Origin of the sequence: Acinetobacter calcoaceticus (genome assembly GCF_016508255.1) — a bacterium.
Lineage (GTDB): Bacteria > Pseudomonadota > Gammaproteobacteria > Pseudomonadales > Moraxellaceae > Acinetobacter > Acinetobacter calcoaceticus_E.
This window is the reverse complement of record NZ_JADVKT010000004.1, coordinates 1-24,752: the sequence shown is the minus strand read 5'-3', so window position 1 is coordinate 24,752 and position 24,752 is coordinate 1. Positions and strand designations below refer to the sequence as shown.

Below are 24,752 nucleotides of genomic sequence, written 5' to 3'. Positions count from 1 at the left end.
TTACTCGATCATTAATGTGCCATAAAATAAGTGAAAAGGCATCTAAATATTATGAAAATATCATGCCGAATTTGCTAACATGTCGGCACTTTTTTCTAGCTTTGTGTTCCAATAAAAATGACGACAAAAAATCAAAAAATTTCTCGTCGCCATATTAGTGGTGTATTTCTATTAAATAAACCATTAGGGCTCAGTTCAAATGCGGCTTTGCAAAAAGTGCGTTGGTTATATCGCGCCCAAAAAGCAGGTCATACAGGAGCTTTAGACCCATTGGCGACTGGGTTGCTTCCTATTTGTTTAGGAGAGGCTACCAAGTTCTCACATTATTTGCTTGACTCAACAAAGCGCTACCAAACCACTGTTCGATTAGGACAAACCACCACGACAGGTGATGTGGAGGGGGAGATTTTACAAGAACGCCCTGTTCCTGTTCTGAGCCAAGAGCTGATTGAACAAAGCTTAGAAAAATTTAGAGGTGATATTCAACAAATTCCACCTATGTATTCGGCTTTGAAAAAAGAAGGTAGGCCGTTATATGAGCTTGCCCGAAAAGGTATCGAGATTGAGCGTGAAGCGCGTCCAATCACGATTTATGCCTTAGAGTTAATTGAGTTTACTGAAAATAGTCTCACTCTGGATGTAACGTGTTCTAAAGGAACATATATTCGTGTATTGGGGGAAGATATTGGTGAGGCACTTGGCTGTGGTGGGCATTTAACCATGCTAAATCGGACTCAAACAGGACATTTTGAGCTTATTCCGAGTTATACCATTGAATATTTAGAAAGCTTAACCGAAGAGCAAAGAGAAGCATTGCTACTTCCAGTTTATGCTCCAGTTGATCATTTCTTAAAAATTCAGGTGCCTGAAGGGCGCGAAAAGTATTTTTGCAACGGTTTAGAAAGCAATATTGAGCATTCTGCAGAAGCAGAAGTTTTGGTTTTTTCGGGTGAGCGCTGTTTAGGCTTAGCCGAGATTACCGATAAAAAACGGTTGGTACCTAAGCGTATCTTAAATTTGTAGTAGATGTAGAGTATAGAGCATGGGCATGGAATGGGATGTTATCCTTAGTTTGATCTTTTTTGCGTTTACTGCGGGAGCAATTGATGCTGCTGTGGGCGGCGGTGGACTCATCCAGATTCCGGGGATCATGAGCACTTTTCCTAACATGTCGACTGCTACGGTTATTGGTACCAATAAAGTCTCATCCATTTTTGGTACGGCGTCGGCGGCTTATACATTTGCAAAAAGAGTGAAGTTGCAATGGAAACTTTTAGCAGTCATTGCTATTTGTGCGCTAATTAGCTCTTTTGCTGGTGCTGCTTGTTTATCACTTATTCCTCAATCTGTATTACGTCCTTTCGTATTCGTAATGCTGATCGTAATTGCCATCTATACCTTAGTAAAAAAGAACTTTGGACAAGTCCATACTGAGCAAAAAATTACCAATAAAATGCTAGTTTTAGCTGGCATTGGTAGTTTAGCAATCGGTTTCTATGACGGTATTTTCGGCCCGGGTACGGGTAGTTTCTTTATCTTTTTCTTTATTCGTTTTTTACAAGTCGATTTTTTACATGCTTCAGCTTTGTCAAAAATCGGTAATTTTATGACGAATTTAGCTGCTCTGAGTTTTTTAATTCCGACAGGTCACGCTATTTTGCATATTGGTTTAATGATGGCTGTTGCGAATGTGTTGGGTTCTATTGTGGGTGTAAGAACTGCGCTAAAATACGGTAGTGGTTTTGTCCGTATTATCTTTTTAATTTTGGTGAGTATTTTGATTTGCCGTTTGGGCTATCAGATGTTTGTTACTGGCTAAAATAGTATTGAAAGTATGAATTGATGTTAAATAGCAATTCATACTTTTATGTATCATTTAAAATTAGAAATATAAAAATCATTACAGAAATTTACTAGAAAGAAAACTGTGTAAAAAATAGTCTCATTTTAAGCTACGTAAACAACATAAATTTCAACGTATGATAAGCCTTGAAATAAAAAAGATTTTTTAGCTAAAAATGAGGAAGAGAATGAATATTTTCGAAGCATTAAGAGAAAGCCATGAAAATCAACGCAACCTTTCTGAAAAATTAGTCCAAACCCATGGTTTAACCGAAGAACGAAAAGAATTATTTGATGTATTGAAAAATGAACTTTATGCCCACTCGGTTGCCGAAGACCGTTATTTATATATCCCTTTAATGTTTGATGATGTCGGTTTAGATATTACGAGACATGCTTTAGCTGAACATCATGAAATGGATGAGTTGGTTGAACAACTTGAGAAAACGGATATGAGTAGCCCGAGCTGGTTAGCAACTGCTAAACAGTTGAGTGAAAAAGTCCATCATCATTTAAAAGAAGAAGAGCATAAATTTTTCCAACAAGCGGGAAAAATTCTTAAAGACAGTGAAAAAGAAACGCTTGGTAATAAATATTTAAAGGAATATAAAAAGTATAAAAAGCAGCAATAGTATTTAACTACGCTACTTTTTTAGTACTTCTTAAAGTAACTCCAATCGACGCTAGCATTACACAAGCTAAAGCCACCCATTGCAGCATGCTGATTTCTTCGTGAAGTAATAAGAAACCCGTTAATGCTGCCAATGCTGGCGCTAAACTCGTTAGGGTACCGTAAGTTAATTTATTGAGTTGTTTGAGTGCCATTAAATCAAGTGCGTATGGAATAGCGGTTGCTAAAATAGCAATAAGCAATGCTTTACCCCAGTACTGTGTCTCAAGTAATGCAGGAGCATTATGCCAGATGCCAATCGGTAGTAAGGTCAGTGCAGATAATCCAATTCCGATGGTTAAAGCATGCATACCTATATTTTGGGTCACAACTTTCTGACCAAAATAAATGTAGAAGGCCCAGCAAAATCCAGCACCTAGTGCACATGCAGCACCCACATATGAAAAGTGGTGCTGCGTTGGGTCTTGCCAAGGCACCATCAGTGCAATACCTAACATCGCAAATGCTACCCAAATATAGTCACTCTTTTGTTTAATAGAAAGTAGAGCAAGACCTAATGGGCCAATAAATTCTAAGCCCACTGCAATGCCTTGAGGTAACTTTCCGAGCGACGTATAAAATAAAATATTCATTAGGCCCAAAGAGGCGCAGTACATGAGCAAATCACGCCATTTTAAATAGGGTAAGCGCGACCAGATTTTCCACGAGCGGAACATGATGGCGACAATAACCGTTGCAAAACTCAGCCTTAAAACTGTAACGGTAAGAGGGTCTAATATTGCAATGAGCTGCTTAGCAAATGAAGCACTGATTTGATATGAAACCATCGACAGAATCATATATAGCACAGCAATGATGGGAAGATTCTGCATGGACAATACCCTAAGGCCTCATTTGATATTTAATAAATATATTGCTCAATTATAACGAATAGCGTGTTTCTACTTGCTAATTTAATTGCATCAACCTACTGCTTTTTCACGTTCCTTGCGTGCTTTTTGGGTGGTTATGGTACAACCGACGGAAGCTACAATAATTGTTGCGAGTGCCAGCCATTGATTCCATAACAAATATTCACCTAAAAAGATAAAACCAGAAAGTGCAGCAACTGCGGGTTCTAAGCTCATTAGCGTTCCGAAACTTAAGGGTGTTAAATTACGTAGGGCTAGCATTTCTAAAGAGAAGGGTAATGCGCTGGCTAAAATTGCTAAGCCAATAAAATAGAAAAGATAGGGGAGCTCTATAACTTGCCCTATTGAGTCTGAGAAAAAAGTAATGGGTAATAATATGCATGCGCCCACACTCATTCCTAAACACACAGTGTGATTGCCTGAGATACCTGAAGGTTTTTGACCAGCAATAATATAAAGTGCCCAACATGCGCCAGCACTAACCGCAAATAATACTCCGATCCAATCCAGACTATGAGCCTGATTAAAAGGGAAAAGTAAAACGAGGCCAATAATCGCTAAACTGACCCACACAAAATCATATTTTTGACGTGCGTGATATAGGGCTACACTTAAAGGGCCAATAAATTCAAAAGCAACTGCAATCCCAATGGGTAATCGTTCAATTGATAGGTAAAAAAGTGCATTCATTCCTGCAAGAGCAAAACCATAAGCTAAAATAGCTTTCCAGCGGACCTGACTATAATTGATCCGCCAAATTTTAAAAATAAAGGCAAGAATAATTGCACCTAAGCATAAGCGCATTGCAGAAACGGTAAGGACAGGAAAGTTCTGAAACAGAATTTTGGCTAAAGATGCACTGCTTTGTACGCTCAGCATAGCGAGAATAAGAAAGCCCAAAGCATGTAGCTGAGATTTCTGGTTAGAACTGGACATTTTATTATTTGATCGATTGGTATACTTTTCACATGATAATGTAAATGCCCATAAAAAAGCCACAGACAATGCTGTGGCTTTTAAATTTACAGTTCGTATTAGATTAGAACAATACGCGCACGCGAATTGTACCTTCAACTTCATGCAACATATCTAAAGCTTCGTGAGAAGCAGAAGCATCAACGTCCATTACGAGGTAACCGATGTCACCTTTAGTCATAAGTGATTGACCAGAAATGTTGATACCTTGTTCAGCGAACAAGTTGTTAATTTTAGATAGTACACCCGGCACGTTTTTGTGAATGTGCAATAAACGGTGTTGACCAGCAGTCAATGGTAATGCGATTTCTGGGAAGTTCACCGCAGAAAGCGTCATACCTTTGTCAGAGTAAGCAACAAATTTCTCTGCAACTTCTAAACCGATGTTTGCTTGCGCTTCCATGGTTGAACCACCAACATGCGGGGTCAAAATCACATTGTCTAAACCACGAAGTGGAGACTGGAATTCTTCACCATTTGCTTTTGGTTCTTTCGGGAATACGTCAACTGCTGCGCCAGCAATATGGCCAGATTTGATTGCATCAGCTAAATCTTCAATTACTACACATGTACCACGTGCAGCATTTAAGAAGATTGCACCTTCTTTCATTTTTGCAAATTGTTCTTTAGTGAAGAAGTTACGCGTAGATGGAACATCTGGCACATGTAAAGTCACTACATCAGCAGTCGCTAAGAGTTCGTCTAACGAACCAACTTGGCGAGCATTGCCCATTGGTAATTTAGTTACGGCATCGTAATAAATCACATGCATACCTAAGCTTTCAGCAAGTACAGAAAGCTGAGAACCGATGGAACCGTAACCCACAATACCTAAAGTTTTGCCACGAGTTTCAAAAGAACCGTTAGCAGATTTGTCCCAACCACCACGATGACAAGCCGCTGACTTTTCAGGAACACGGCGAAGAAGAAGAATCGTTTCAGCAAGTACAAGCTCTGCAACCGAACGCGTATTTGAATACGGTGCGTTAAATACAGGAATACCACGTGCCATCGCTGCTTTAAGATCAACTTGGTTTGTTCCAATACAGAAACAACCTACAGCGATCAATTTATTTGCAGCTTCGAAAACTTCTTCAGTCAATTGGGTACGCGAACGAATACCAATAAAGTGAGCATCTTTAACAGCCTCTTTTAGCGCTTCGCCTTCAAGAGCAGTTTTACGATAGTCAATGTTGGTATAACCCGCAGCGTTTAAAGTATCGACTGCGTTTTGGTGAACGCCTTCTAACAAAAGGAAACGGATTTTATCTTTAGGTAGTGAAAGATGTTGGCTCATTACGGCTCCGCTACAAAGGCCAAATTTGGTGGCGCTATAATAACATAATGGGCGGTGCTATAGATATTTCGTTTGTGCCATTGCTTTATGGCAATTTTATCTATGTCTAATCACTTCTGTTTATAGCTTGTCGATCCTTCAAAAATATGTTTGTTAGCTAACTTAAGAGAGATTGTGATTCTGAACCTTTATAAATCTCTATTTAGTCGGGTTAAACATGTTTTGTAGTGACAGTATCTCTATTCTGAACTTTATCGCTTGAGCTGTTGCATGTAGAATATAGCTGTTCCTTGAACATTATGACTTTGCTCAGGTGAAAACCTTGAGAAATATGAGGTCATAGTCCCACCACAGTTTACTTCTTGCTAGGTCTGCAAACGATGAATGCTCCAGTCGCTTTAACACCTGAGTTACTTACCCAATTAACAGCAATCGTCGGTGAAAACCGTATTAAAATCGATGCTGACAGTCTTGAAAACTGGGGTAAAGATCATACTAAGCATTTTAATCCGAACCCATCGGTCATCGTTTTTCCATCGACTACTGAGCAAGTTCAAGCTGTTGTGAAGCTTGCGAATCAATTTAATATTGCTATCACCCCTTCAGGTGGCCGTACTGGTCTCTCTGCTGGTGCCGTAGCAACCAATGGTGAAATTGTCATTAGCATGGACAAGATGAACCAGATTCTTGAGTTCTTCCCTGCAGATCGTATGGTTCGAGTGCAAGCTGGTGTTGTGACTGAACAATTGCAAAATTACGCGACCGAGCAAGGTATGTATTATCCGGTTGACTTCGCGTCTGCGGGCTCTAGCCAGATTGGCGGAAATATCGGAACCAATGCCGGTGGTATTAAAGTAATTAAATACGGCATGACACGTAACTGGGTGCTTGGTTTAACCGTAGTGACTGGTAAAGGTGATATTTTACGTTTAAACAAAGGCATGGTTAAAAATGCAACTGGTTATGCATTACAGCATTTGTTTATTGGTGGTGAAGGTACATTAGGTTTAGTGACTGAAGCAGAAATTAAACTTGAGCGTCAACCACAAAACTTACAAGTTTTAGTTTTAGGTGTTCCTGATTTTGATGCAGTAATGCCTGTATTACATGCTTTCCAAAAAGATATCGATTTAACTGCATTTGAGTTCTTCGGTGAACTTGCAATGCAAAAAGTTTTAAATAATGGTCATGTACAACGTCCATTTGAAACTGAATGTCCGTTCTATGTATTGCTTGAATTTGAAGCACCATATGAGCCGATTATCGATAAAGCGATGGAAATTTTTGAACATTGTATGGAGCAAGGTTGGGTATTTGATGGCGTAATGAGCCAAAGCCTTGACCAAGTAGAAAGCTTGTGGCGTTTACGCGAAGATATTTCTGAATCAATCGCGCCTTTCACTCCATACAAAAACGATATTTCAGTATTAATTACTCACGTACCTGCATTTATTCGTGAGATTGATGCGATTGTTCAAGAAAACTATCCTGACTTTGAAATTTGCTGGTTCGGTCATATTGGTGACGGTAACTTGCACTTAAATATTTTAAAACCTGAAAACTTAACCAAAGATGAGTTCTTTGCGAAGTGTCAGGTCGTCAATAAGTATGTGTTTGATACCGTGAAAAAATACGATGGTTCTATCTCTGCTGAGCATGGTGTGGGCATGACGAAAAAGCCATATTTGGAATATTCACGTTCAGCTGAAGAAATTGAATATATGAAAGCTTTGAAGAAAGTATTTGACCCGAATGGTTTAATGAACCCGGGTAAATTATTTGATCTTTAAATAAGGCTTCTTTTGTAGAACTACATAGTTTCTACAGAGTAACCAACAAAGGCATAGCATCATAAAGCTATGCCTTTTGTTTTTGGTGATAAAAATGCAACGTTTATTTTTAATTTCAGCGCTCTGCGCTGGACTTTTTACTGGGTGTGCGACGACCAGTAAGTTAATTCCTTTTGTAGGTTCGGAAACTCCGATGCAACAAGTACTTAAAGCTCAACCAGAGATTGCAAAAGAGCACAATAACACCTCAGTTCAGCAAGTGTTCAACCGAGTAGAGTCTCCAACCGTTTCTCGTATTACTGTCATTCAAACCGGTTTAATGGATGATTCTGTCTCGGCCATTCGAACAGAATATGCATTTAAATTAGTGGATGAAAAGTGGCAGTTGCAGAATAAGCAAAAAAGCTATCAGTGTGCGAGAGGCAAAGGTTCAAGAGGATTCCAAACCCAGCTTTGTTCTTAAAAACAAAAAAAGACGATAAATATATCGTCTTTTTTTATGGGCTAAATTATACGCCGCTTTCTAAAATTTTAATTTTGACATCAATGACATCATCTTTAACGGCTTCATGATGCGCTTGCATATGAGGTGTAGCTAAGTGCGCTTCAAGATGAGCAACACTTTCCCATTTTTCTAACATCACAATTGTGTCAGGCTCTTTAGTTTGAAAGCTGGCATCCGATATATGATCAATTAAAGGTTCATAACCATCACAACCATCTTCTGCTAAAACAGTTGGAATAATTTTTTGAAAAGCATCCAGTACGTTTTGACGATGCTGTCCAGCTGATTTGGTTCGAATTTCCGCAATAATGGTAAGCATGGATTTCTCCTTATTAGGCTGCTGCAAATACAGTATTTAAGTGTGCTTTATATTCTTCAACATAACTATTAACGTCAGGCATTTTAATCACGTCATTAACAATAAACGTTGGTAATGTACTCATGCCCAAAAATTGGTTTGCTTTGTGAAAGGGTAAATAAACACCATCTACACCCACGCCGTGGAAAAATTGATCTGCATCATCAAATGCTTCCATCGGGGCATTCCAAGTCAATGACAGCATATATTTTTTGTCATGAATTAGACCACCTGAACCATATTTTTTTGAGGCATCTGAACGACTACGACCATCATTTGCATAAAGTGAGCCATGGCCCACAGTAAATACATCATCAATATATTTTTTTACAGTCCAAGGTGCACCCATCCACCAACCTGGCATTTGGTAAATCACTACGTCAGCCCATAAGAATTTTTCAACTTCATTTTCTGCATCGTAATCGCTATCGGCACGGGTCACTTGGACGTCATGTCCAAGTTCTTTGAGGTGGTTCGTTGCAAGTGTGGTTAATGTGTCATTTAATTCACCATTTGAATGGGCAAATTGTTTGGCACCATTAATCACTAAAATATTACTCATGGGAGTCACTCTAATTAAATTCCTAAATCTGGTGTGTACTCTAAGGAATTTACTCTTACAGAAAAATGCATTAATTTGAAAAATATTATTGACTAAAAATCAATAATATTGATTTGCTACCTCATTTTGAGTTATTTGATCTGAAGAAAAGCTTTATATTTATAAGCACATTTACAATGTTGAACGGACAAAATTATGTGTAGTCTTTAGCATTAAATTTGAGTAAATCTAAGAGATCGCGTATGAGAAAAATGAGTTTGCTGATTGCTTTTAGCCTAGTAACGCTTACGGCTTGTGTACCAGCTAAAAATTCTTCTGCTCAACTTGCTGATAGCCCGATACAAGCAGTATTACTTGATCAACCAGATCTTTTAAATAATGCAAACAATTTAGATATTTCACAGCAAATGAATGCTGCTGATGATCCCTCTAATGCTCAGGTCACTATTTTACAGACAGAACCTAGCGAAGATGCAATAACAAAAGTCCGTACAGAATATTTATTAAAGCGAGACCAGCAAGTCTGGAAAATCGTAAATAAAAAGCAAAGTTATCAATGTGCCCAAGGTCAAGAAACAACTGACTTTCAAGTTAATCCATGCCCATAACGACTCGTTTTTATTATATATGTGGATAACTTCAAGGTTATTCACAATAAAAAAATGGGTGTGAATAAAAAATATAAGATTTAAACTTCTTGAAATTGTCCGATTGATGATCAATTTAAAAAGTGATATTGTTGCGCTCGGTAGTTATGCCAAATGGTAAAAATTACCGAATCTTAAGTCATATATATTCTTTTCTTAGACACCTTGTGAATACGGTGTTTCACATTCTAAACATGCACTCTCACGGCATATAAAACTTAACTAAAGATTGAGTGACCATACTGTCATGTCAGGACTACATTTATCAATGTGTGGTTGCTAAGACATATTGGCTGCTATTTTGAAGTGTACAACTCATGAAAAATATTCAGACGGCAACGTTGAACCGTACAACGTTGATGTTTCCGTTGGCCTTAGTGCTATTTGAATTTGCGGTTTATATTGGTAATGACTTAATTCAGCCAGCCATGTTGGCAATTACTGAGGATTTTGGTGTAAGTGCGACTTGGGCACCATCTTCAATGTCATTTTATTTATTAGGAGGCGCCTCGGTTGCATGGTTACTGGGGCCTTTATCAGATCGTTTAGGTCGAAAAAAAGTATTGTTGGCAGGCGTTTTATTCTTTGCTCTATGCTGCTTTTTAATTTTACTAACGCGGCAAATAGAACAATTTCTGGCATTAAGATTTTTGCAGGGAATTGGCTTAACTGTAATTTCAGCAGTGGGTTATGCCGCCATTCAAGAGAGCTTTGCTGAGCGTGATGCAATTAAAGTCATGGCACTCATGGCAAATATTTCGTTGCTTGCACCTTTGCTCGGACCTGTATTAGGAGCATTTCTAATTGATTATGTGTCTTGGCATTGGGGCTTTGTAGCTATCGCTGTATTGGCATTACTGAGTTGGATAGGTTTGAAAAAACAGATGCCAAGTCAGCAGGCCAGTGTAACTCGGCAACCCTTTAGCTATCTTTTTGATGATTTTAAAAAGGTGTTCACCAACAGCCGTTTTTTAGGCTTAAGTCTTGCTTTACCGTTGGTCGGCATGCCTTTAATGCTCTGGATTGCTCTATCTCCAATTATTTTGGTAGATGAATTGAAGCTGACGAGTGTGCAATATGGCTTGGCTCAATTTCCAGTATTTTTAGGTCTGATTGTCGGAAACATTGTTTTAATTAAAATTATTGACCGTCTAGCTTTGGGTAAAACTATCCTGATTGGTCTACCGATTATGCTTATCGGTACACTTATTTTAATATTAGGTGTAGTTTGGCAAACCTATTTAATTCCTTGTTTACTTACAGGCATGACACTCATCTGTTTTGGTGAAGGAATTAGCTTTTCAGTCTTGTATCGTTTTGCACTCATGTCATCTGAAGTATCAAAAGGAACTGTTGCGGCAGCAGTTTCAATGCTATTGATGATGAGTTTTTTTGCAATGATTGAGCTGGTGCGTTACCTCTACACACAATTTCATTTGTGGGCTTTTGTATTATCTGCATTTACCTTTATTGCTCTTTGGTTTAGTCAACCACGAAGTGCTTTAAAGCAGGAAATGCAAGAGAGGCTGCACCAAGGTAGCAACTAAATAAAAAATACCGGAATTTATATTCCGGTATTTTTTTAATATTAGGTAATTTCTTGCTCTAAAAGTTTGTCTTTAAGCATTAGCAGCTCTGGTAATGTTTCTAATAATAAGCTGATTTGTTTCAAGACCAATGTATATTTCTCGGATAGTTGTTCCTGAGTGGTTAAGTCTTGAATTTTTTTTAATATTTCAGAAATAAGTGTGTGATCGGGGAGGGTTTGCTCAAGTACGCTCTGACTCAGAATTTGTTGGCAGTGTAGTAATAATTGCAAAACTTGCTCTTCATCAATTTTTTGCCGTTGGCTACCTAAGGCTGCCACATAGCTCAGCTGGCTGTGGCTATAAACTAAATAACGAAAAGCGTAATGAATGAGTTGGGGGTTCGGGTTGGGTTCCGCACTTAAGCTTGAGATCATATTAGATAGCTCGATTTGAGCATTATGGGCGGCACGACGAATACGACGATATTCTATATCCTGATTTTTGCCATATTGATATTGCTCAACAATCACATTGAAATAATCTAGAGTCGCTTTGCTACTTTTCTTAATATTGTTGGGAATGTTGCGGAAGTTCCAATCTGGCCATATAAAATTTACGGCAAGCCATGCAATAAAACAGCCTAATAGCGTATCTATCAGGCGGGGTAAAATAATGCTATAGCCCGCACCTTTTAAGTTAAAAATTAATAGCACCATTAAGGTTGCCATGAGCGTAGCCAAAGCATATTTCTTTTGCCGTAAGTAGAAAAAGCAGACTCCGCAAATAATCGTAATGACGAGCTGACCCTCAATACTCGGTACAAAATATAAAATGGGTATTCCTAATAAAACACCGAGTAGGGTGCCAATTGTTCTTAGTTTAAGGCGGCTTTTTGTCGCAAAATAAGTAATCTGACAGACAAATAAACTGGTCAGTAAAATCCAATAGCCATGCTGAGCAAATGGTAATAATGAAATGGCATAACCTGCGGCAAAAACGACGGCAATTCGTATGGCATGTCTAAACAAGGCTGATTGTGGCGTAAGCTGTTGCCGAAGCTTCAAGATTAGATCTGAAAACCCTTGAATGTCATCATCAAGTAAATTTAAGTGTTCTTGTCTTGTTTGGTTATTATTTTCAGGGAAGGGCTGTGAATATTGGAGTTGTTCAAACTGTTCATGCATTCCTTTTAAATTATCAAAAATAAGTCTTAAATTTTTAACTTCAAAATTTTGAGGATGCTGCTGTATCCAGTCCTTCAAAGAACTTTCTAAATGGTTTAAGACGGTCTGACTTTCTTGCGAAGGTTGAGATGGTCGATTATGTAAAATACACTGGGCCAGATCTTGGCACGCTTGCGCCTGTAGGCGTAGATTTTTCTGGAAACGGAAAATCAAATCACTACGGCTAAAGTTCTGTTGAATATGTTCGTAATGTAAATAATTAGAAGTTGCTTGTTCGTGAATGTCCCGCGCAAAAAAATACAGGTTTAGCCAATAGATACTTTTATTACTGACGCGTGAAGCCTTGAGTCGAGTGAGCAGGGAACTGCGTATCTGATTAAGACTTTGAGCAACTTGCGTGTTTTGTAAGGACAATTCATATAAAAGCTGTTCCACGTTCTCTTTATTATCGGGATCGAACAAACGTGCCTTTGCTTGCAGTAGAGCAGAGATTTCTTTAAAAATTTGTGAGAGCTTATCTTGTAAGGGAAGTGTCGGTTTAATAATAAAAAATAAAATAGAAGTGAAACCGTACCACAAAGCGCCGTAAACAAAATAGGTAGGTTGTTGATACCAATGAGCATATTCACCTAAACCGAACATGCTATAAATGGAAAGCAAAATAGTGCCAAATGAAATTGTGGCATAACGTTGCCCTAGAGCCCCTAATAAAATGAAAAAAGCACTAGAAAGAGAAAGATATAAAATAAAGAAAATTTTGTAGGGAGCTAAAAAGCCAAGGATACTGCTGACTGTAAAAAAAAGGAGACAGACGTAAACCAAGTTACGTAATCGAATACTTAAGCGATCATCAAAGTCAGTTAACGCGGCTGCAATTGCTCCTAAAGTCACAGGAACGATGAGTTCGTTATGTCCTAGCCAACGTAAACCTAAAGTTGTGCCTGTGAGTACAATCAAAATTTGCAGGCAATAAATTAAAATTGAGTTCGTCTTAAAACTATTAAATATTTGGGTCAGATAGTTCACGGCTTTTGTTCTAAATTAGAGAATACGTGAGAAAGCAGTATGTAACTTTAAATTTTTATTACTTCAAAAATATTATTCTTTTTATCTACAAAAGTCAGTCACTTTTTAAGATTTTATTAGGCTTAAATCAAGTTGTAACGATCAATAAATTAACAAAATTGTGGATATCTTTTTAGATACCCACAATTTGAAAAAGACATAAATTATTTAATCACACCACATGCAATTCGTGCTCCGCCACCGCCGAGAGGAAGAGGCGAGTCTGAATAATTATCGCCGCCTGCATGAATCATGATAGCTCGACCTTGAATATCAGCAAGTTTTAGTCGAGGTGCAATCACGGAAGTCGTTGCAACACCATTATTATCGACCACTAAAGCAGGTAAATCACCTAAGTGACCAGTTGTTGGAGTGCCATGATGAGGGGCTTTGTTCGGATTGTAGTGATTACCAGCAGCTAAAGCAGCACCAGGTTTTCCATCTTTCTCAGCAGGTGCGCAAGAGGCATTTTCATGAATATGAAAACCGCGCGTACCACTTGGTAAATCAGCTAAAGCTGGAGTAATAATTAAGCCTTTGTCACTATCTTGAAAGCTAATCGTACCTAGTTTTTTACCAATACCAGTGGCTGTTACTTCATTTACATCGACCACTTTTTTCGTATGCGTTGTGGTTAATGCTTGAGCTGTATCAGATACAGTTTTTGTGACTGAACTACAGCCAACCGTAAAAAGAGTTGTAAGCGCAAAGACTGCGCCAATTTTATTAAACATCTGCATGATTGGATGTCCTTATAAATATATATGATGGTTTGATTCAAACAAACGAAGGTCTAGCCTACAAGTTAATTTAAATAGTTACTTTGTATCTAGAAACATTTTTAAATTAAATAAATATATCAATCTTTATAATCTGAAGATTCACTCTCAGAATCATAAATCATAGTCGTTTTTGGCATAGGTTCAGGATCAATGGTTTCATGTAACCATTCACGCCAAATTGCTAGTAAAATAGCCAGAATTACAGGTCCAATAAATAAGCCCACCAATCCGAAGCTCGCAATACCACCTAACACACCAAACATAATTAATAAGAATGGAATTTTAGTGGCACCAGAAATCACAAGTGGTCGAATCACATTATCTGAGCTACTAACAATCGCTACCCCCCAAACACTCACACCAATTGCTTCCATGGTTTGTCCTTGAGAGAACAACCATAAGCCAACTCCTAAATAGGAAATTGGGGTGCCAAAAGGGATGAGGGCTAATAAGAACGTAGCAATAGTAAGTACCATTGGGTTTGGTACGCCTGCCACTAAATAACTTAATCCAGCTAAGACGGCTTGGGCAATTGCTGTTAAACCTACTCCGTAGACTACAGCACGAGTAGTTTCAGAAATGGTATCAAGGTAATGGTGAATTCGAGGTCCTATAACCATTTCTAACGCTTTGCTGACCTGATTTAAGATCATTTGCCCATCGCGATAGAAGAAAAACAAGGTGAAAACAGCAAAGCCAAGTTTGACAATATTTTTACTAATTTCATTGAGCAATACTCGGCCATAACTTAAATGGCTCTGAATCCAAGCTGCCATATTTTGAATGGTGCTGTTGGGGTCGGTATTTATTTCATTGAGTGTGCGGGAAATTTCTTTTCCAATAAAAGGAAGATCACGTATGAAGTCAGGAACACTTAAATTCCCTGAAAAAACCTGTCGTTGTAAGTCAAAATATAGATTACGGCCTTCATGTTGCAAAATAAAAATAGCACATGTAAAAGGCACACCAACAACTAAAATGACTAGGCTAATCATGAGAGTGGCGTTTAAAGTGTGGCGGGTTTCACCAACAAAACGTTGAATCCTTAAATAAATAGGCCAAGTCATATAAGCAATGATGGCAGCCCAAAGTACAGGTACAATAAAATATTTTAGGATATCAAATCCTAAAAAGATCAAAATAAAAAACAGCCCAAAAAGTAAAACGCGCTGTAAATTAGGAGCGTATGGATGCACGAAAAATATTTCTCTAATTTTCTAAATAGAATAAAGTCATCTTAACTGAAAAATAATCTGAGGCAAATTTTAAGGCCGGAGTGCAAAAAAGTTTACACCCGACTTTTATTTATATAGGTCAAAATAAAATTAGAACCACTCGGTCTTATCTTCAACCAATTTATTGAGTACAGGTTGCCATTGATTTTGAATAGTAATAAAGTTTTTTTGTGGTTTATCAAAAATGCTTAAACCTTGCATAGCTAAGCTACCGTAAGCGCTACGTTCCGCAATCCACGCCACAGGTTCTTGTTCAATTTTTTCAAAAAATTGTTGAATATCTTTTGAACTAGCACTATTAGGTTTTACACGATTAGCCAAAAGTAAAATCTGAACTTTACCTTTACGAATACGCTTAATATCTTGTAAATGCTTTAAAAAGCGACGAGTGCTATCAATATCGAAAAATGAAGGTTGAAGCGGTGTAATGATGGCATGTGCTTCGCTAATGAGTTGTTCAGCATGCTCACCTGAAAGTGCACCCGGAGCATCAATAATTAAATAATCCAGATGTTTCGGCGCATCACCAATCGACTTTTCTTGGCGCCAGTCTAGGCTTTGAATCGCAGCGACTGTATCAGGGCGTTGTTTTAACCATTGTAAAGCTGATTTTTGGTTGTCCGAATCTGCTAAAGCTACTTTATATCCTTTTTGTGCCAATGCCGTTGCCAACGTAATGGCCGTCATAGTTTTTCCGCATCCGCCCTTCTGATTTGCAATAAGTATCGTTTTCATAAATCCAATTATTTTCAGCAGCACATTTGTTTATGTTTTATACCTTAGCATCTTTTTATGAGAAGTAGATGATCACCTTTGACAAAAGTTTAAGCTGTTTCGTCATTTTAGATATGATTAGAGCTCTGTAATGTTGATTTGTACTTGTTAAGGAAAATTTATGTCCGTATGGCTTGCCATGCTTATTGGTGCTGGTATTGGAATTATTATCACTACCCTGATTTTATCAAATACTCGTAACGGTCGAATTAAGGCTGAATACGAGCAATATATTACTGAACTTGAATTGGAGCACCAACAAGCGCTTACCCAAGCACAAAAGAGGAGTGTCAATACGAGTCGCGCGGTATTAAAAGGAAAAATGGCCGAACAATTTGCTCCAGTTTTGCCTGAATTTCAGTACTTGCCTAGCGATGCAAAATTTTTAGGTGATCCGGTCGATTATGTCATTTTTGATGGATACACCGACTTTCGAGATGGCGATGGAACGGCTGAAGACATTAATATTATTTTATTAGATGTAAAAAGTGGTGGCGCAAGACTAACGAAAGGGCAACAAGCAATTGCACAAGCTGTTCAACAGGGGAAGGTTCGTTTTGAAACTTTAAGAATTAATTTTGACGATTAGCTTTAATTTTGAGTGCACAAAAATAGACGAAATTGATCTGTATTGTTACTAAAATCCGATATTTTTTTCATGGCTTAATACTAAGATAAAATGAGGATCTATTCGATTTGATCTAGCAATATTTGAGGTATAAAGCGATGAAAAAACAACATGTAATGATAGGTTTGTTGGCCTCTTTATGTATCAGCTCAGCTTTTGCTTCGACGGCATCTACTTCTGGTGAATATAATATTGCGAATGGTTTGTTACCTATTGAGAAAGATCAGTCGATTTCTGTATTGCAGCCATTTCAAGGCAATTTTAGAATTTTAGGTTCAAAAACTTATCAAAATGATGAGCAAGCTAAATTTTCCCCGATTGATTATGCAGTTAGTTGGGGACTCTTTGCAAAACCAGATATTGCTCGTACGATCTCAGTTAAACAATATGATCGCTATTTGAACTGGAAAATGAGCAAACTTCCAGTGCCGGCAGATCAAGCGATGCAGATGGTATCAAATATGCATATCATTCCTGCAAATCCAGAAATTGCTCAGCAGATTAAACAGGTTAAACGAGGGGATCTAGTCTATCTAAAAGGTGATCTCGTCGAGATTAAAGATAAAAACTTAGTCTGGAAATCTTCGCTTACTCGAACTGATACTGGCGATGGCGCATGTGAATTGTTCCGTGTGCAAGCTATTCATTGGGTTGAAAAACAAAATATATAATCAAAAAAGCCTTCACTTAGATGAAGGCTTTTTTATATGGAGCATTATTAATGAGGCTGAGATGCTTTCCAGTACTTTAATTGATTTTGTGCTTGTAAATAGTCTGCTAGTTCATTGACTCGGTCAGCTTTATTCACTTGTTTATCAGAATAATGTTTTTCTTGGTTTTCCCAATATTGATAAAGTAAACCTTGAATATAGCGGCCTTGTTCAGTTTTTAAATCTAAATTTTTTAGCATGGTTAAAGCAGAACGAACATTATCGAGTGTACGCTGCTGCTCAAACTCAGTGGTGAGTGTTCCAGCTTCATGCATTTTTGCTAACTCATTTTCCATCTCATCACTCATTTCTGTAAAGCGACGGTCATAATCTTCTAATATAGAAATATCATGTTCATCATCAGCAGTGGCTGGAAATGTTTTGACTGGTCTTTCATTGAGTTTCTCTAACACTTGATCTGTTGGAGTTGTCGCCTGTTGCTGAGTTTTTGCTGGTTCATCTGCTTTTTTACAAGCCGAAAGAAGCAGGCTAGAGCAAAGTAAAGTCATTAATATGACTGGAGGTGTTTTTCTATTCATAACTTTCAACCAAACCTATTTTCACTATTATCTAACGGATAACGTACTTTTCTGAAAGTGATATGCAAATGTGATATATGGAAAATCAATCTGATCTTGAGGGTTAAGCCCAGTAAAATCATAAACAATTTTTTCAAATTGTGCTTTGAGTTGTAATTGATCTTTTTCAGGCATTGCTGCAATAAAACTCGTTGAAAGTAATCGTTTACTCACGACTTGTTCGACACTACCACGTTGTGATTGAGTAAATGTTTGCAGGCGATCAAATACAAACAAATCTTGTTGCTCAAAAACGCGCTTCCACTTTCCACTATGATAGCGGGGGGTGTCACCTTCAAATGGAACTAAGAAATCAGCTAAAGCCTTAACCCAATCTGTACGCTCATCTCGTTGGTTCCAAACTAGTCCCAAATGCCCTTGTGGTTTTAACACTCTATACATTTCTGTTAGGGTTGCCATGTTGTCAAACCAGTGAAAAGATTGCGCGCAGACAATGGCATCAATTGTATGATCCTTAATTGGAATTGAGTCACTAAAAGCCTGTAATATTTTGATATCAGGATAAACGTGTTGAAGCTGCTGTAACATCTCGCCAATTGGCTCGACTGCGATAATGTCTGCATGGGTTTGTTTTAGGTAAGGTAAGAATTTGCCAGTACCGGAGCCAAGATCAATAACAGTAGAGTTTTCTTGTATTTGGAGGGAATCTTGCAGCCAACTCACTATTTCTGCGGGATAATTAGGTCTAACTTGCTGATAAAGTTCAGCAGCTGAACTGAAGCCTTTTTGAGCGGCAGGATGTAAGGATTGTGTCATATTTTGCGCTTTTTAATCTGACTGGCATCTATAAAATAAGATACTCCGCAATCATAAATTGGCAAAACACCTATTTTGTTTCATTTTGACATTGTATGTGGGAGTAAATTTTCTTTCGGTGTGAGCATGGATAAGCAAATTATTTTTGAAGACGAACACATTAGAGCCATTTTTTTACCAGGCGATTCTAATACATTGGTTCTCTCTTTTGGCGATTTGATTACCCGAGCGAGTGGCTTATCTATCAATGCTGAAAAGTCCCTAATTAAATACCAATACAATGTTATTGGGATTATGCCAAAACAAAAATCATGGTTTCCTAAAGCTAGCATGGTTGAGCTGGCACAGGCTATTGCGCCTATTCTTCAGCGTTTTAAGAATATTGTCGGTTATGGTGGTTCAATGGGCGGCTATGCGGCGATTAAATATTCCAATTTATTGAATATGAATCGTGTGATTGCATTTGTGCCTCAATATTCAATTGATCCTGATCAGGTTGAAGACCGTCGTTATGCGGAATTTTTCGATGCAGTCGCAAATCAGGATATGCATATACAGCCAGAAGATGTAAGTTCACAGCGTGAATATATTGCTGTCTATGATCCGTACTTTGCAATTGATCGGGAACATTATTTAAAAATAAAAGAGTTAGTACCTCATATACATACGATTCATTTGCCATTTACTGGACATGAAGCCTTATCTGTATTGGCAAGTTCTAGTCTCTTACATGATTTTATTGAACATGAATTTGATGAAACGTATTTTTATCAACACGTTCGTAAGGTTAAAAAACAAAGTAAGTTTTATTTCCGTAATGTGCTGGCGCATGTGCTTTTGCATCATGACAGCATGTTATTAAAAATATTGCGTCAAAATGATTTTCAGTTAGATGAGCGTTATTTTGATAACCCCCTCAAGCAAGCTATTACCCGTAGCCTTATCAAAACAAAGCAAGCAACTGAGCAGGATTTTCAAAAACTAGGTATCAAAGTCCAGCAAACTCAGCAAGATGCACACTATAAATTAGGTTTGCAGAATAACTTTGACTTAATTTTGGTATTCAACCTCATTAATTCAAAGTTTGAGAATTACGCTCTAGATGTTCTATTAGCAAGTAAGTCTTATTTAATTCCAATTGTGGCTGAACACACAGGTGTAGTGCACATTAAATTAAATAATGAAACTTATTTGTTAGGGATGAATGATCGCAAAGTCATTAAATTGTTCAAGCGTGAAGATCCTTTAACCTCTGATATGAGTCCATTTGTAATCAAAAAATATTCCGACTTTTTTGCAATCAGCTATAAACAATTAAATTTATCTTGTGATGAACAAGGGACGTGTGAATTTATAGAAGGTTCAATCCAGCCAACTGAGCAACTGATCTCAATCAGCTATTAAAACTTTGTAGTGGTTAAATAAAGCTCAAATCTTTAGGTTTGAGCTTTATTTTTTGCTTAAAAAATATTTTTTCATAAATTTATTTATATATTAAATTAAAAATCATTATTTAAATAAATGGTGTGTTTGTTATGTAGGTATTTAGCGTATTAAAAGTTGATATAACCAGTTTCGAGTATAAATAGTATGTTTAAAAATAAATGGGTTTTACTTATGTATAAATTATAGAAATATTATAAGGTTAATTAAAATACATGCATAACCCTGTTTTTTTATAATATTTTGTTTTTATTGATTATTTTATTTATAAAGAAAAGGTGTGCTTAAAATAAGTACACTATCTAAAGATAATTGCATATTTATTTTTTTATCCTAAAATGATTTTTTACTAAATTGTCGTTACAGTTTTTTATATGCAATCATTAAATTATCGGAATAATGATGCATCGCAACATGGAAGTTCTGCACCTTTGAAACGAGCAATGAGTACTCGGCATTTGGTGATGATCTCCCTTGGCGGTGCCATAGGAACAGGTCTTTTTTTAGGGTCGGGTGATGTAATTTCCCAGGCTGGCCCGATTGGCGCGATTATTTCTTATTTTTTAGGCGGTTTAATTGCCTATACCGTGATGTTATGTCTTGGTGAGCTTGCGGTACATGTACCGGAATCAGGGTCATTCGGTGAGTATGCTCGGCGTTATATTGGTCCAGGCACAGGCTATATGATTACTTGGCTCTATTGGCTAACTTGGACTGCGACTCTAGGAACAGAGTTTACAGCTGCGGCTTTATTGGTTCGTGAGTGGTTTCCAACGACCTCTGTTTGGGCGTGGACTCTGTGTTTTGGTGCCTTAGTTTTTTTCTTGAATGTTAGTTCAACACGATTGTTTGCTGAGTCTGAATTTTGGTTGGCACTTGTCAAAGTTGTTACGATTATCTGTTTTATTGGTTTGGGTTTGTTGGCAATTTTTGGTTTTATCCCTTACCACGGACATGAGACGGCACCATTATTTAGTAATTTGACAGCAGAAGGTTGGTTTCCTCACGGTTTATTTCCAATTTTTGCAACTATGCTGATCGTTAATTTTGCATTTTCGGGTACAGAGTTAATTGGGGTGGCGGCTGGTGAGACTGAAAATCCTGAAAAGACCGTCCCAAAGGCGATTAATGCAGCCATTTGGCGTCTATTAATTTTCTTTGTTGGTACAATTGTTGTGATTACTTCATTATTGCCATTCGAGCTTGCAGGTTTGAATGCAAATGAAGTAAGTAATAGCCCCTTTGTGACTGTGTTTAATTACATTGGTATTCCTTATGCAGAAGACATTATTCGCTTTGTAATCATTACGGCTTTACTGTCAGCTGCTAATTCTGGTTTATTTGCCGCTTCACGTATGATGTGGTCACTTTCAGTAAAAAATCAGTTACCAAAAATATTTTCAAAGCTTACTCCTTCAGGAACGCCAATCGTTGCTATTATTGTGACGATGTTTGGTGCAATACCTGGGTTGCTTTCAGAGCAGTTTGCCCCTGAGACAATCTTTAAAAATTTATTGGGTGTTGCCGCGTTTACCATGGTGGTTGTGTGGATTGCAATTTGCGTATCTCAATTCAATTTCCGTAGACAGTGGTATAAATCTGGTAAAACAGCAAAAGATTTACGTTTCGCAGCTCCTTTGTTTCCGTTGACTCCGATTGTGGGCGGTCTGTTCTGTACTATTACATGTATTAGTATGGTGGTTGACCCTTCGATGCAAGTCGGCTTTATCTGTTGTGTTGTTTTTATTCTTTTATGTTATGCGAGTTACTTCATTTTTTATCATAAGAAAGATGTAGTACAGAGTGATGTGGTACAGAGTTAAGCATCGTATATCTTAGCAAGCACAGTCTAAAGGTCCCATTTGGGGCCTTTTTTATGCTCTGTAGGAAGTTAAAATGGACGAATTATATATATTTTTTTTAAAAATGTTTTTTTGTTTTTAATCATGGAAACAAATGTTGTTTTAAAAATTCACCGTTTGTCGGTTTTTTATTAATATTTATTTATTATAAATATTTGATTAAGTCTATGTTTAGCCTTGTTATTTAATAAACAGGTGTTTTTAGTTTTTTAGAGTGGGGAGTTAGAATAGTGATAATATGGATTTATTGTGGAGAAGATATATTTTTTTGGTAGTTTTTTAAAAGAGTAGATTTGTTAAATTGCTGTTATATAAAACAAAAAATATTTACATTTTTTATATTTATGAATGTTTATTTTCTATAATTTTTTTTTATTAGAGTTAAGTGTTTTTTAATATTTGTTGTTTTTTTATTATAAAAGACGACGCGATTTGATTATTTTTTCTCTGCTTATTTATTTTAAAATGTTCTAAATGAGCGTGCTCTATGCTATATTTGTCGGAAGATTTTATATCTATGTTTCGGCTTAATTTTAAGCGGTATGTGTGGAAATAATTAATCTGTAGGATTATTGAACAAAGTTTATTTTTAAAAAGACTAATGGAGGGATCTATCGATTAGTCAAAAATAATTTTATGGACTCATGATTTTTGTAAATCATAGTTCTTTTTAACTCCCAAACGGTTATGTCACTTCTTTTGTATTCATATTTCAGCCGGCTGGTTTTAGTTGGTTGCGGTTAGTTTTTGCTTTTATAAAGCTATCTTTATAAAAGCAATTTAGACAAAAGAAAACTTGTAAAAGATATCGATATCTAAAAGTAGATCATACTTTTAGTATCAACAAATGGAATTTAAAAAGTCTGATGCTTTAGAAGGGCAAAAGATTTAGTAAATAAACTAAAGCATTGTTATTTCAATGTCTTAGTTGCTAAATAATAAAGACTGCAGATTTATCAATTCTGAGTCTATGAAGGTATATAGGAAAAAAGATGGCAGATCTTTCATACGTTAATGAACATAGCGATGCATGGCAAACTTACTTGGCACAAATTGACCGTGTTGCTCCGTACTTAGACCACTTGGCAGAGTTTATCGACACTTTAAAACGTCCAAAACGTGCGCTTATTGTAGACGTGCCAATTGTAATGGACGACGGTTCTATCCAGCACTTTGAAGGCTACCGTGTACAACACAACTTGTCTCGTGGTCCTGGTAAAGGCGGTGTTCGTTACCATCCAAATGTTGATTTGAACGAAGTTATGGCGTTGTCTGCATGGATGACAATTAAAACTGCTGTTTTAAACTTGCCATTTGGCGGTGCGAAAGGTGGTATCCGTGTTGATCCGCGTAAATTGTCAAATCGTGAATTAGAGCGTTTGACTCGTCGTTACACGACTGAAATTGGTCACATTATCGGGCCTCAAAAAGATATTCCTGCTCCAGACGTTGGTACAAATGCCAATATTATGGGTTGGATGATGGATACTTATTCTACGAGCCAAGGTTACACAGTAACTGGTGTTGTAACTGGTAAACCAGTTCACTTGGGCGGTTCTTTAGGTCGTGTAAAAGCGACTGGTCGTGGTGTATTTGTTACAGGTCGTGAAGTAGCTGCAAAAATCAATTTACCAATTGAAGGCGCGAAAATCGCTATTCAAGGTTTTGGTAACGTAGGTAGTGAAGCTGCTTTCTTGTTTGTTGAATCAAAAGCGAAAGTTACGCATGTTCAAGACCATACAGGCACTATTTTCAATGCTGATGGTATCGATCTTGAAGCATTACGTGATCACGTAAATGCAAATCAAGGCGGTATTGGTGGCTTCGCTGGCGCTCAATCAATTGCTGATGAAGATTTCTGGACAGCAGAAGTTGACATTATTGTTCCTGCTGCATTGGAAGGTCAAATCACTGTTGACCGTGCTCAAAAACTTAAAGCTAAGTTGATTTTAGAAGGCGCAAACGGCCCGACTTATCCTAAAGCTGAAGACGTGTTAGTTGAGCGTGGCATTGTTGTGGTACCTGACGTTGTATGTAACGCAGGCGGTGTAACTGTAAGTTACTTCGAATGGGTTCAAGACATGGCGAGCTACTTCTGGACTGAAGAAGAAATCAATGAGCGTTTAGACAAATTGATGGTTCAGGCTATGGATGACGTTTGGAATACAGCGAACAGCAATGCTTGTACTTTACGTACAGCAGCTTACATTTTGGCATGTGAGCGTATTTTAAAAGCTCGTAAAGAACGCGGTATTTTCCCAGGCTAATCTGCGGAAATTACCTTTTAGAAAAAGTGGTCTGAGCAAATATAAAGGATGTTATAGGGTTTATTTGTTCAGTCCCTTTTTCTGAGTTAATTAAATTAAAGACAGTAAGACAGATTAAATAAATTAAATAGATACTGAGGTAAGCATGGAACAGCCAATTTCTGTAACTCGAAGCAACTTTAATGACTGGATGGTTCCAGTTTTTGCACCGGCAAATTTCATTCCGGTACGTGGCGAAGGTTCACGTATTTGGGATCAAGAAAATAAAGAATATATCGATTTTGCAGGCGGGATTGCAGTAAACGCATTAGGTCATGCGCATCCAGTGGCAGTGAATGCTTTAACAGAACAAGCAACAAAACTTTGGCATGTAGGCAATGGTTATACCAATGAACCAGTC

Annotated in this window: 24 protein-coding genes; 13 read left to right on the top strand and 11 right to left on the bottom strand. The window is 37.4% G+C overall.

Going from position 1 to position 24,752, the window contains the following annotated elements:
* The first annotated feature begins 117 nt into the window (after window positions 1–117).
* The 3 genes from truB (at window position 118) to I5515_RS09490 (ending at window position 2,474) form a co-directional block, all read left to right on the top strand.
* A complete protein-coding gene (gene truB, locus I5515_RS09500; RefSeq protein WP_199966131.1) occupies window positions 118–1,023 on the top strand; it encodes a tRNA pseudouridine(55) synthase TruB in 906 nt (301 codons plus the stop codon).
* Between the two features lie 19 nt (window positions 1,024–1,042).
* On the top strand, window positions 1,043–1,819 hold the full coding sequence (locus I5515_RS09495) for a sulfite exporter TauE/SafE family protein (protein WP_199966129.1): 777 nt from the start codon (window positions 1,043–1,045) through the stop codon (window positions 1,817–1,819).
* A gap of 211 nt (window positions 1,820–2,030) precedes the next feature.
* Window positions 2,031–2,474 (top strand): hemerythrin domain-containing protein, encoded by a 444-nt coding sequence (locus I5515_RS09490; protein ID WP_199966127.1) that lies wholly within the window; start codon window positions 2,031–2,033, stop codon window positions 2,472–2,474.
* Window positions 2,475–2,481: 7 nt separating this feature from the next.
* Here I5515_RS09490 and I5515_RS09485 read toward each other — a convergent pair whose 3' ends face one another.
* The 3 genes from I5515_RS09485 to serA all read right to left on the bottom strand — a co-directional run bounded on the left by I5515_RS09485 (window position 2,482) and on the right by serA (window position 5,656).
* The gene (locus I5515_RS09485; protein ID WP_133971535.1) at window positions 2,482–3,345 is read right to left on the bottom strand and encodes an EamA family transporter; all 864 of its coding nucleotides are present in this window, start codon (window positions 3,343–3,345) and stop codon (window positions 2,482–2,484) included.
* A 90-nt stretch (window positions 3,346–3,435) separates the two neighbouring features.
* A complete protein-coding gene (locus I5515_RS09480; RefSeq protein ID WP_199966125.1) occupies window positions 3,436–4,320 on the bottom strand; it encodes an EamA family transporter in 885 nt (294 codons plus the stop codon).
* 103 nt (window positions 4,321–4,423) lie between these two features.
* A complete protein-coding gene (serA, locus tag I5515_RS09475; RefSeq protein ID WP_199966123.1) occupies window positions 4,424–5,656 on the bottom strand; it encodes a phosphoglycerate dehydrogenase in 1,233 nt (410 codons plus the stop codon).
* A 380-nt stretch (window positions 5,657–6,036) separates the two neighbouring features.
* On the opposite strand from serA, the gene I5515_RS09470 reads away from it, so the two are divergent.
* Together I5515_RS09470 and I5515_RS09465 are read left to right on the top strand one after the other, a co-directional pair.
* Complete coding sequence (locus tag I5515_RS09470; RefSeq protein WP_199966121.1) at window positions 6,037–7,446, top strand: FAD-binding oxidoreductase; 1,410 nt, start codon at window positions 6,037–6,039, stop codon at window positions 7,444–7,446.
* Window positions 7,447–7,540: 94 nt separating this feature from the next.
* Window positions 7,541–7,909: a hypothetical protein gene (locus tag I5515_RS09465; protein ID WP_042895372.1), complete on the top strand. Its 369-nt coding sequence runs from the start codon at window positions 7,541–7,543 to the stop codon at window positions 7,907–7,909.
* A 46-nt stretch (window positions 7,910–7,955) separates the two neighbouring features.
* Here I5515_RS09465 and I5515_RS09460 read toward each other — a convergent pair whose 3' ends face one another.
* Complete coding sequence (locus I5515_RS09460) at window positions 7,956–8,270, bottom strand: putative quinol monooxygenase (RefSeq protein WP_199966119.1); 315 nt, start codon at window positions 8,268–8,270, stop codon at window positions 7,956–7,958.
* 13 nt (window positions 8,271–8,283) lie between these two features.
* Complete coding sequence (locus I5515_RS09455) at window positions 8,284–8,871, bottom strand: NAD(P)H-dependent oxidoreductase (RefSeq protein ID WP_199966117.1); 588 nt, start codon at window positions 8,869–8,871, stop codon at window positions 8,284–8,286.
* A 242-nt stretch (window positions 8,872–9,113) separates the two neighbouring features.
* Between I5515_RS09455 and I5515_RS09450 the strand changes: the two genes are divergently transcribed.
* Entirely contained in the window at window positions 9,114–9,479 is a 366-nt protein-coding gene (locus tag I5515_RS09450) for a hypothetical protein (protein ID WP_199966115.1), read from the top strand.
* Window positions 9,480–9,835: 356 nt separating this feature from the next.
* The gene (locus I5515_RS09445) at window positions 9,836–11,065 is read left to right on the top strand and encodes an MFS transporter (protein ID WP_199966112.1); all 1,230 of its coding nucleotides are present in this window, start codon (window positions 9,836–9,838) and stop codon (window positions 11,063–11,065) included.
* 41 nt (window positions 11,066–11,106) lie between these two features.
* On the opposite strand, the gene yccS is transcribed toward I5515_RS09445, so the two are convergent.
* From yccS to I5515_RS09425, 4 genes are all read right to left on the bottom strand, one after another.
* Window positions 11,107–13,257 (bottom strand): YccS family putative transporter, encoded by a 2,151-nt coding sequence (gene yccS, locus I5515_RS09440; protein WP_199966110.1) that lies wholly within the window; start codon window positions 13,255–13,257, stop codon window positions 11,107–11,109.
* 203 nt (window positions 13,258–13,460) lie between these two features.
* Complete coding sequence (sodC, locus tag I5515_RS09435; protein ID WP_199966672.1) at window positions 13,461–14,030, bottom strand: superoxide dismutase family protein; 570 nt, start codon at window positions 14,028–14,030, stop codon at window positions 13,461–13,463.
* 125 nt (window positions 14,031–14,155) lie between these two features.
* Window positions 14,156–15,274: an AI-2E family transporter gene (locus I5515_RS09430; RefSeq protein ID WP_199966108.1), complete on the bottom strand. Its 1,119-nt coding sequence runs from the start codon at window positions 15,272–15,274 to the stop codon at window positions 14,156–14,158.
* A 129-nt stretch (window positions 15,275–15,403) separates the two neighbouring features.
* Window positions 15,404–16,048 carry a ParA family protein gene (locus tag I5515_RS09425; RefSeq protein ID WP_199966106.1) on the bottom strand — a complete coding sequence of 215 codons (645 nt, stop codon included), beginning with the start codon at window positions 16,046–16,048 and terminating at the stop codon, window positions 15,404–15,406.
* A gap of 160 nt (window positions 16,049–16,208) precedes the next feature.
* On the opposite strand from I5515_RS09425, the gene I5515_RS09420 reads away from it, so the two are divergent.
* Together I5515_RS09420 and I5515_RS09415 are read left to right on the top strand one after the other, a co-directional pair.
* Window positions 16,209–16,676: a Holliday junction resolvase-like protein gene (locus I5515_RS09420; RefSeq protein WP_199966103.1), complete on the top strand. Its 468-nt coding sequence runs from the start codon at window positions 16,209–16,211 to the stop codon at window positions 16,674–16,676.
* Between the two features lie 137 nt (window positions 16,677–16,813).
* Window positions 16,814–17,386, top strand: a complete 573-nt coding sequence (locus tag I5515_RS09415) for a hypothetical protein (RefSeq protein WP_199966101.1) — start codon at window positions 16,814–16,816, stop codon at window positions 17,384–17,386.
* Window positions 17,387–17,433: 47 nt separating this feature from the next.
* Here the strand turns inward: I5515_RS09415 and I5515_RS09410 are convergent, their stop codons facing one another.
* Both I5515_RS09410 and I5515_RS09405 read right to left on the bottom strand, forming a co-directional pair.
* Window positions 17,434–17,964, bottom strand: a complete 531-nt coding sequence (locus I5515_RS09410; RefSeq protein ID WP_199966099.1) for a hypothetical protein — start codon at window positions 17,962–17,964, stop codon at window positions 17,434–17,436.
* A 27-nt stretch (window positions 17,965–17,991) separates the two neighbouring features.
* The gene (locus I5515_RS09405; protein ID WP_199966097.1) at window positions 17,992–18,780 is read right to left on the bottom strand and encodes a class I SAM-dependent methyltransferase; all 789 of its coding nucleotides are present in this window, start codon (window positions 18,778–18,780) and stop codon (window positions 17,992–17,994) included.
* Between the two features lie 126 nt (window positions 18,781–18,906).
* Between I5515_RS09405 and I5515_RS09400 the strand changes: the two genes are divergently transcribed.
* The 4 genes from I5515_RS09400 to I5515_RS09385 form a co-directional block, all read left to right on the top strand.
* A complete protein-coding gene (locus I5515_RS09400; protein ID WP_199966095.1) occupies window positions 18,907–20,184 on the top strand; it encodes a hypothetical protein in 1,278 nt (425 codons plus the stop codon).
* A 413-nt stretch (window positions 20,185–20,597) separates the two neighbouring features.
* Window positions 20,598–22,046 carry an amino acid permease gene (locus I5515_RS09395; protein WP_199966093.1) on the top strand — a complete coding sequence of 483 codons (1,449 nt, stop codon included), beginning with the start codon at window positions 20,598–20,600 and terminating at the stop codon, window positions 22,044–22,046.
* Window positions 22,047–23,077: 1,031 nt separating this feature from the next.
* The gene (locus tag I5515_RS09390; RefSeq protein WP_199966091.1) at window positions 23,078–24,352 is read left to right on the top strand and encodes a Glu/Leu/Phe/Val family dehydrogenase; all 1,275 of its coding nucleotides are present in this window, start codon (window positions 23,078–23,080) and stop codon (window positions 24,350–24,352) included.
* A gap of 145 nt (window positions 24,353–24,497) precedes the next feature.
* On the top strand, window positions 24,498–24,752 hold a 255-nt coding region (locus I5515_RS09385; RefSeq protein ID WP_199966089.1), incomplete at its 3' end, for an aminotransferase class III-fold pyridoxal phosphate-dependent enzyme.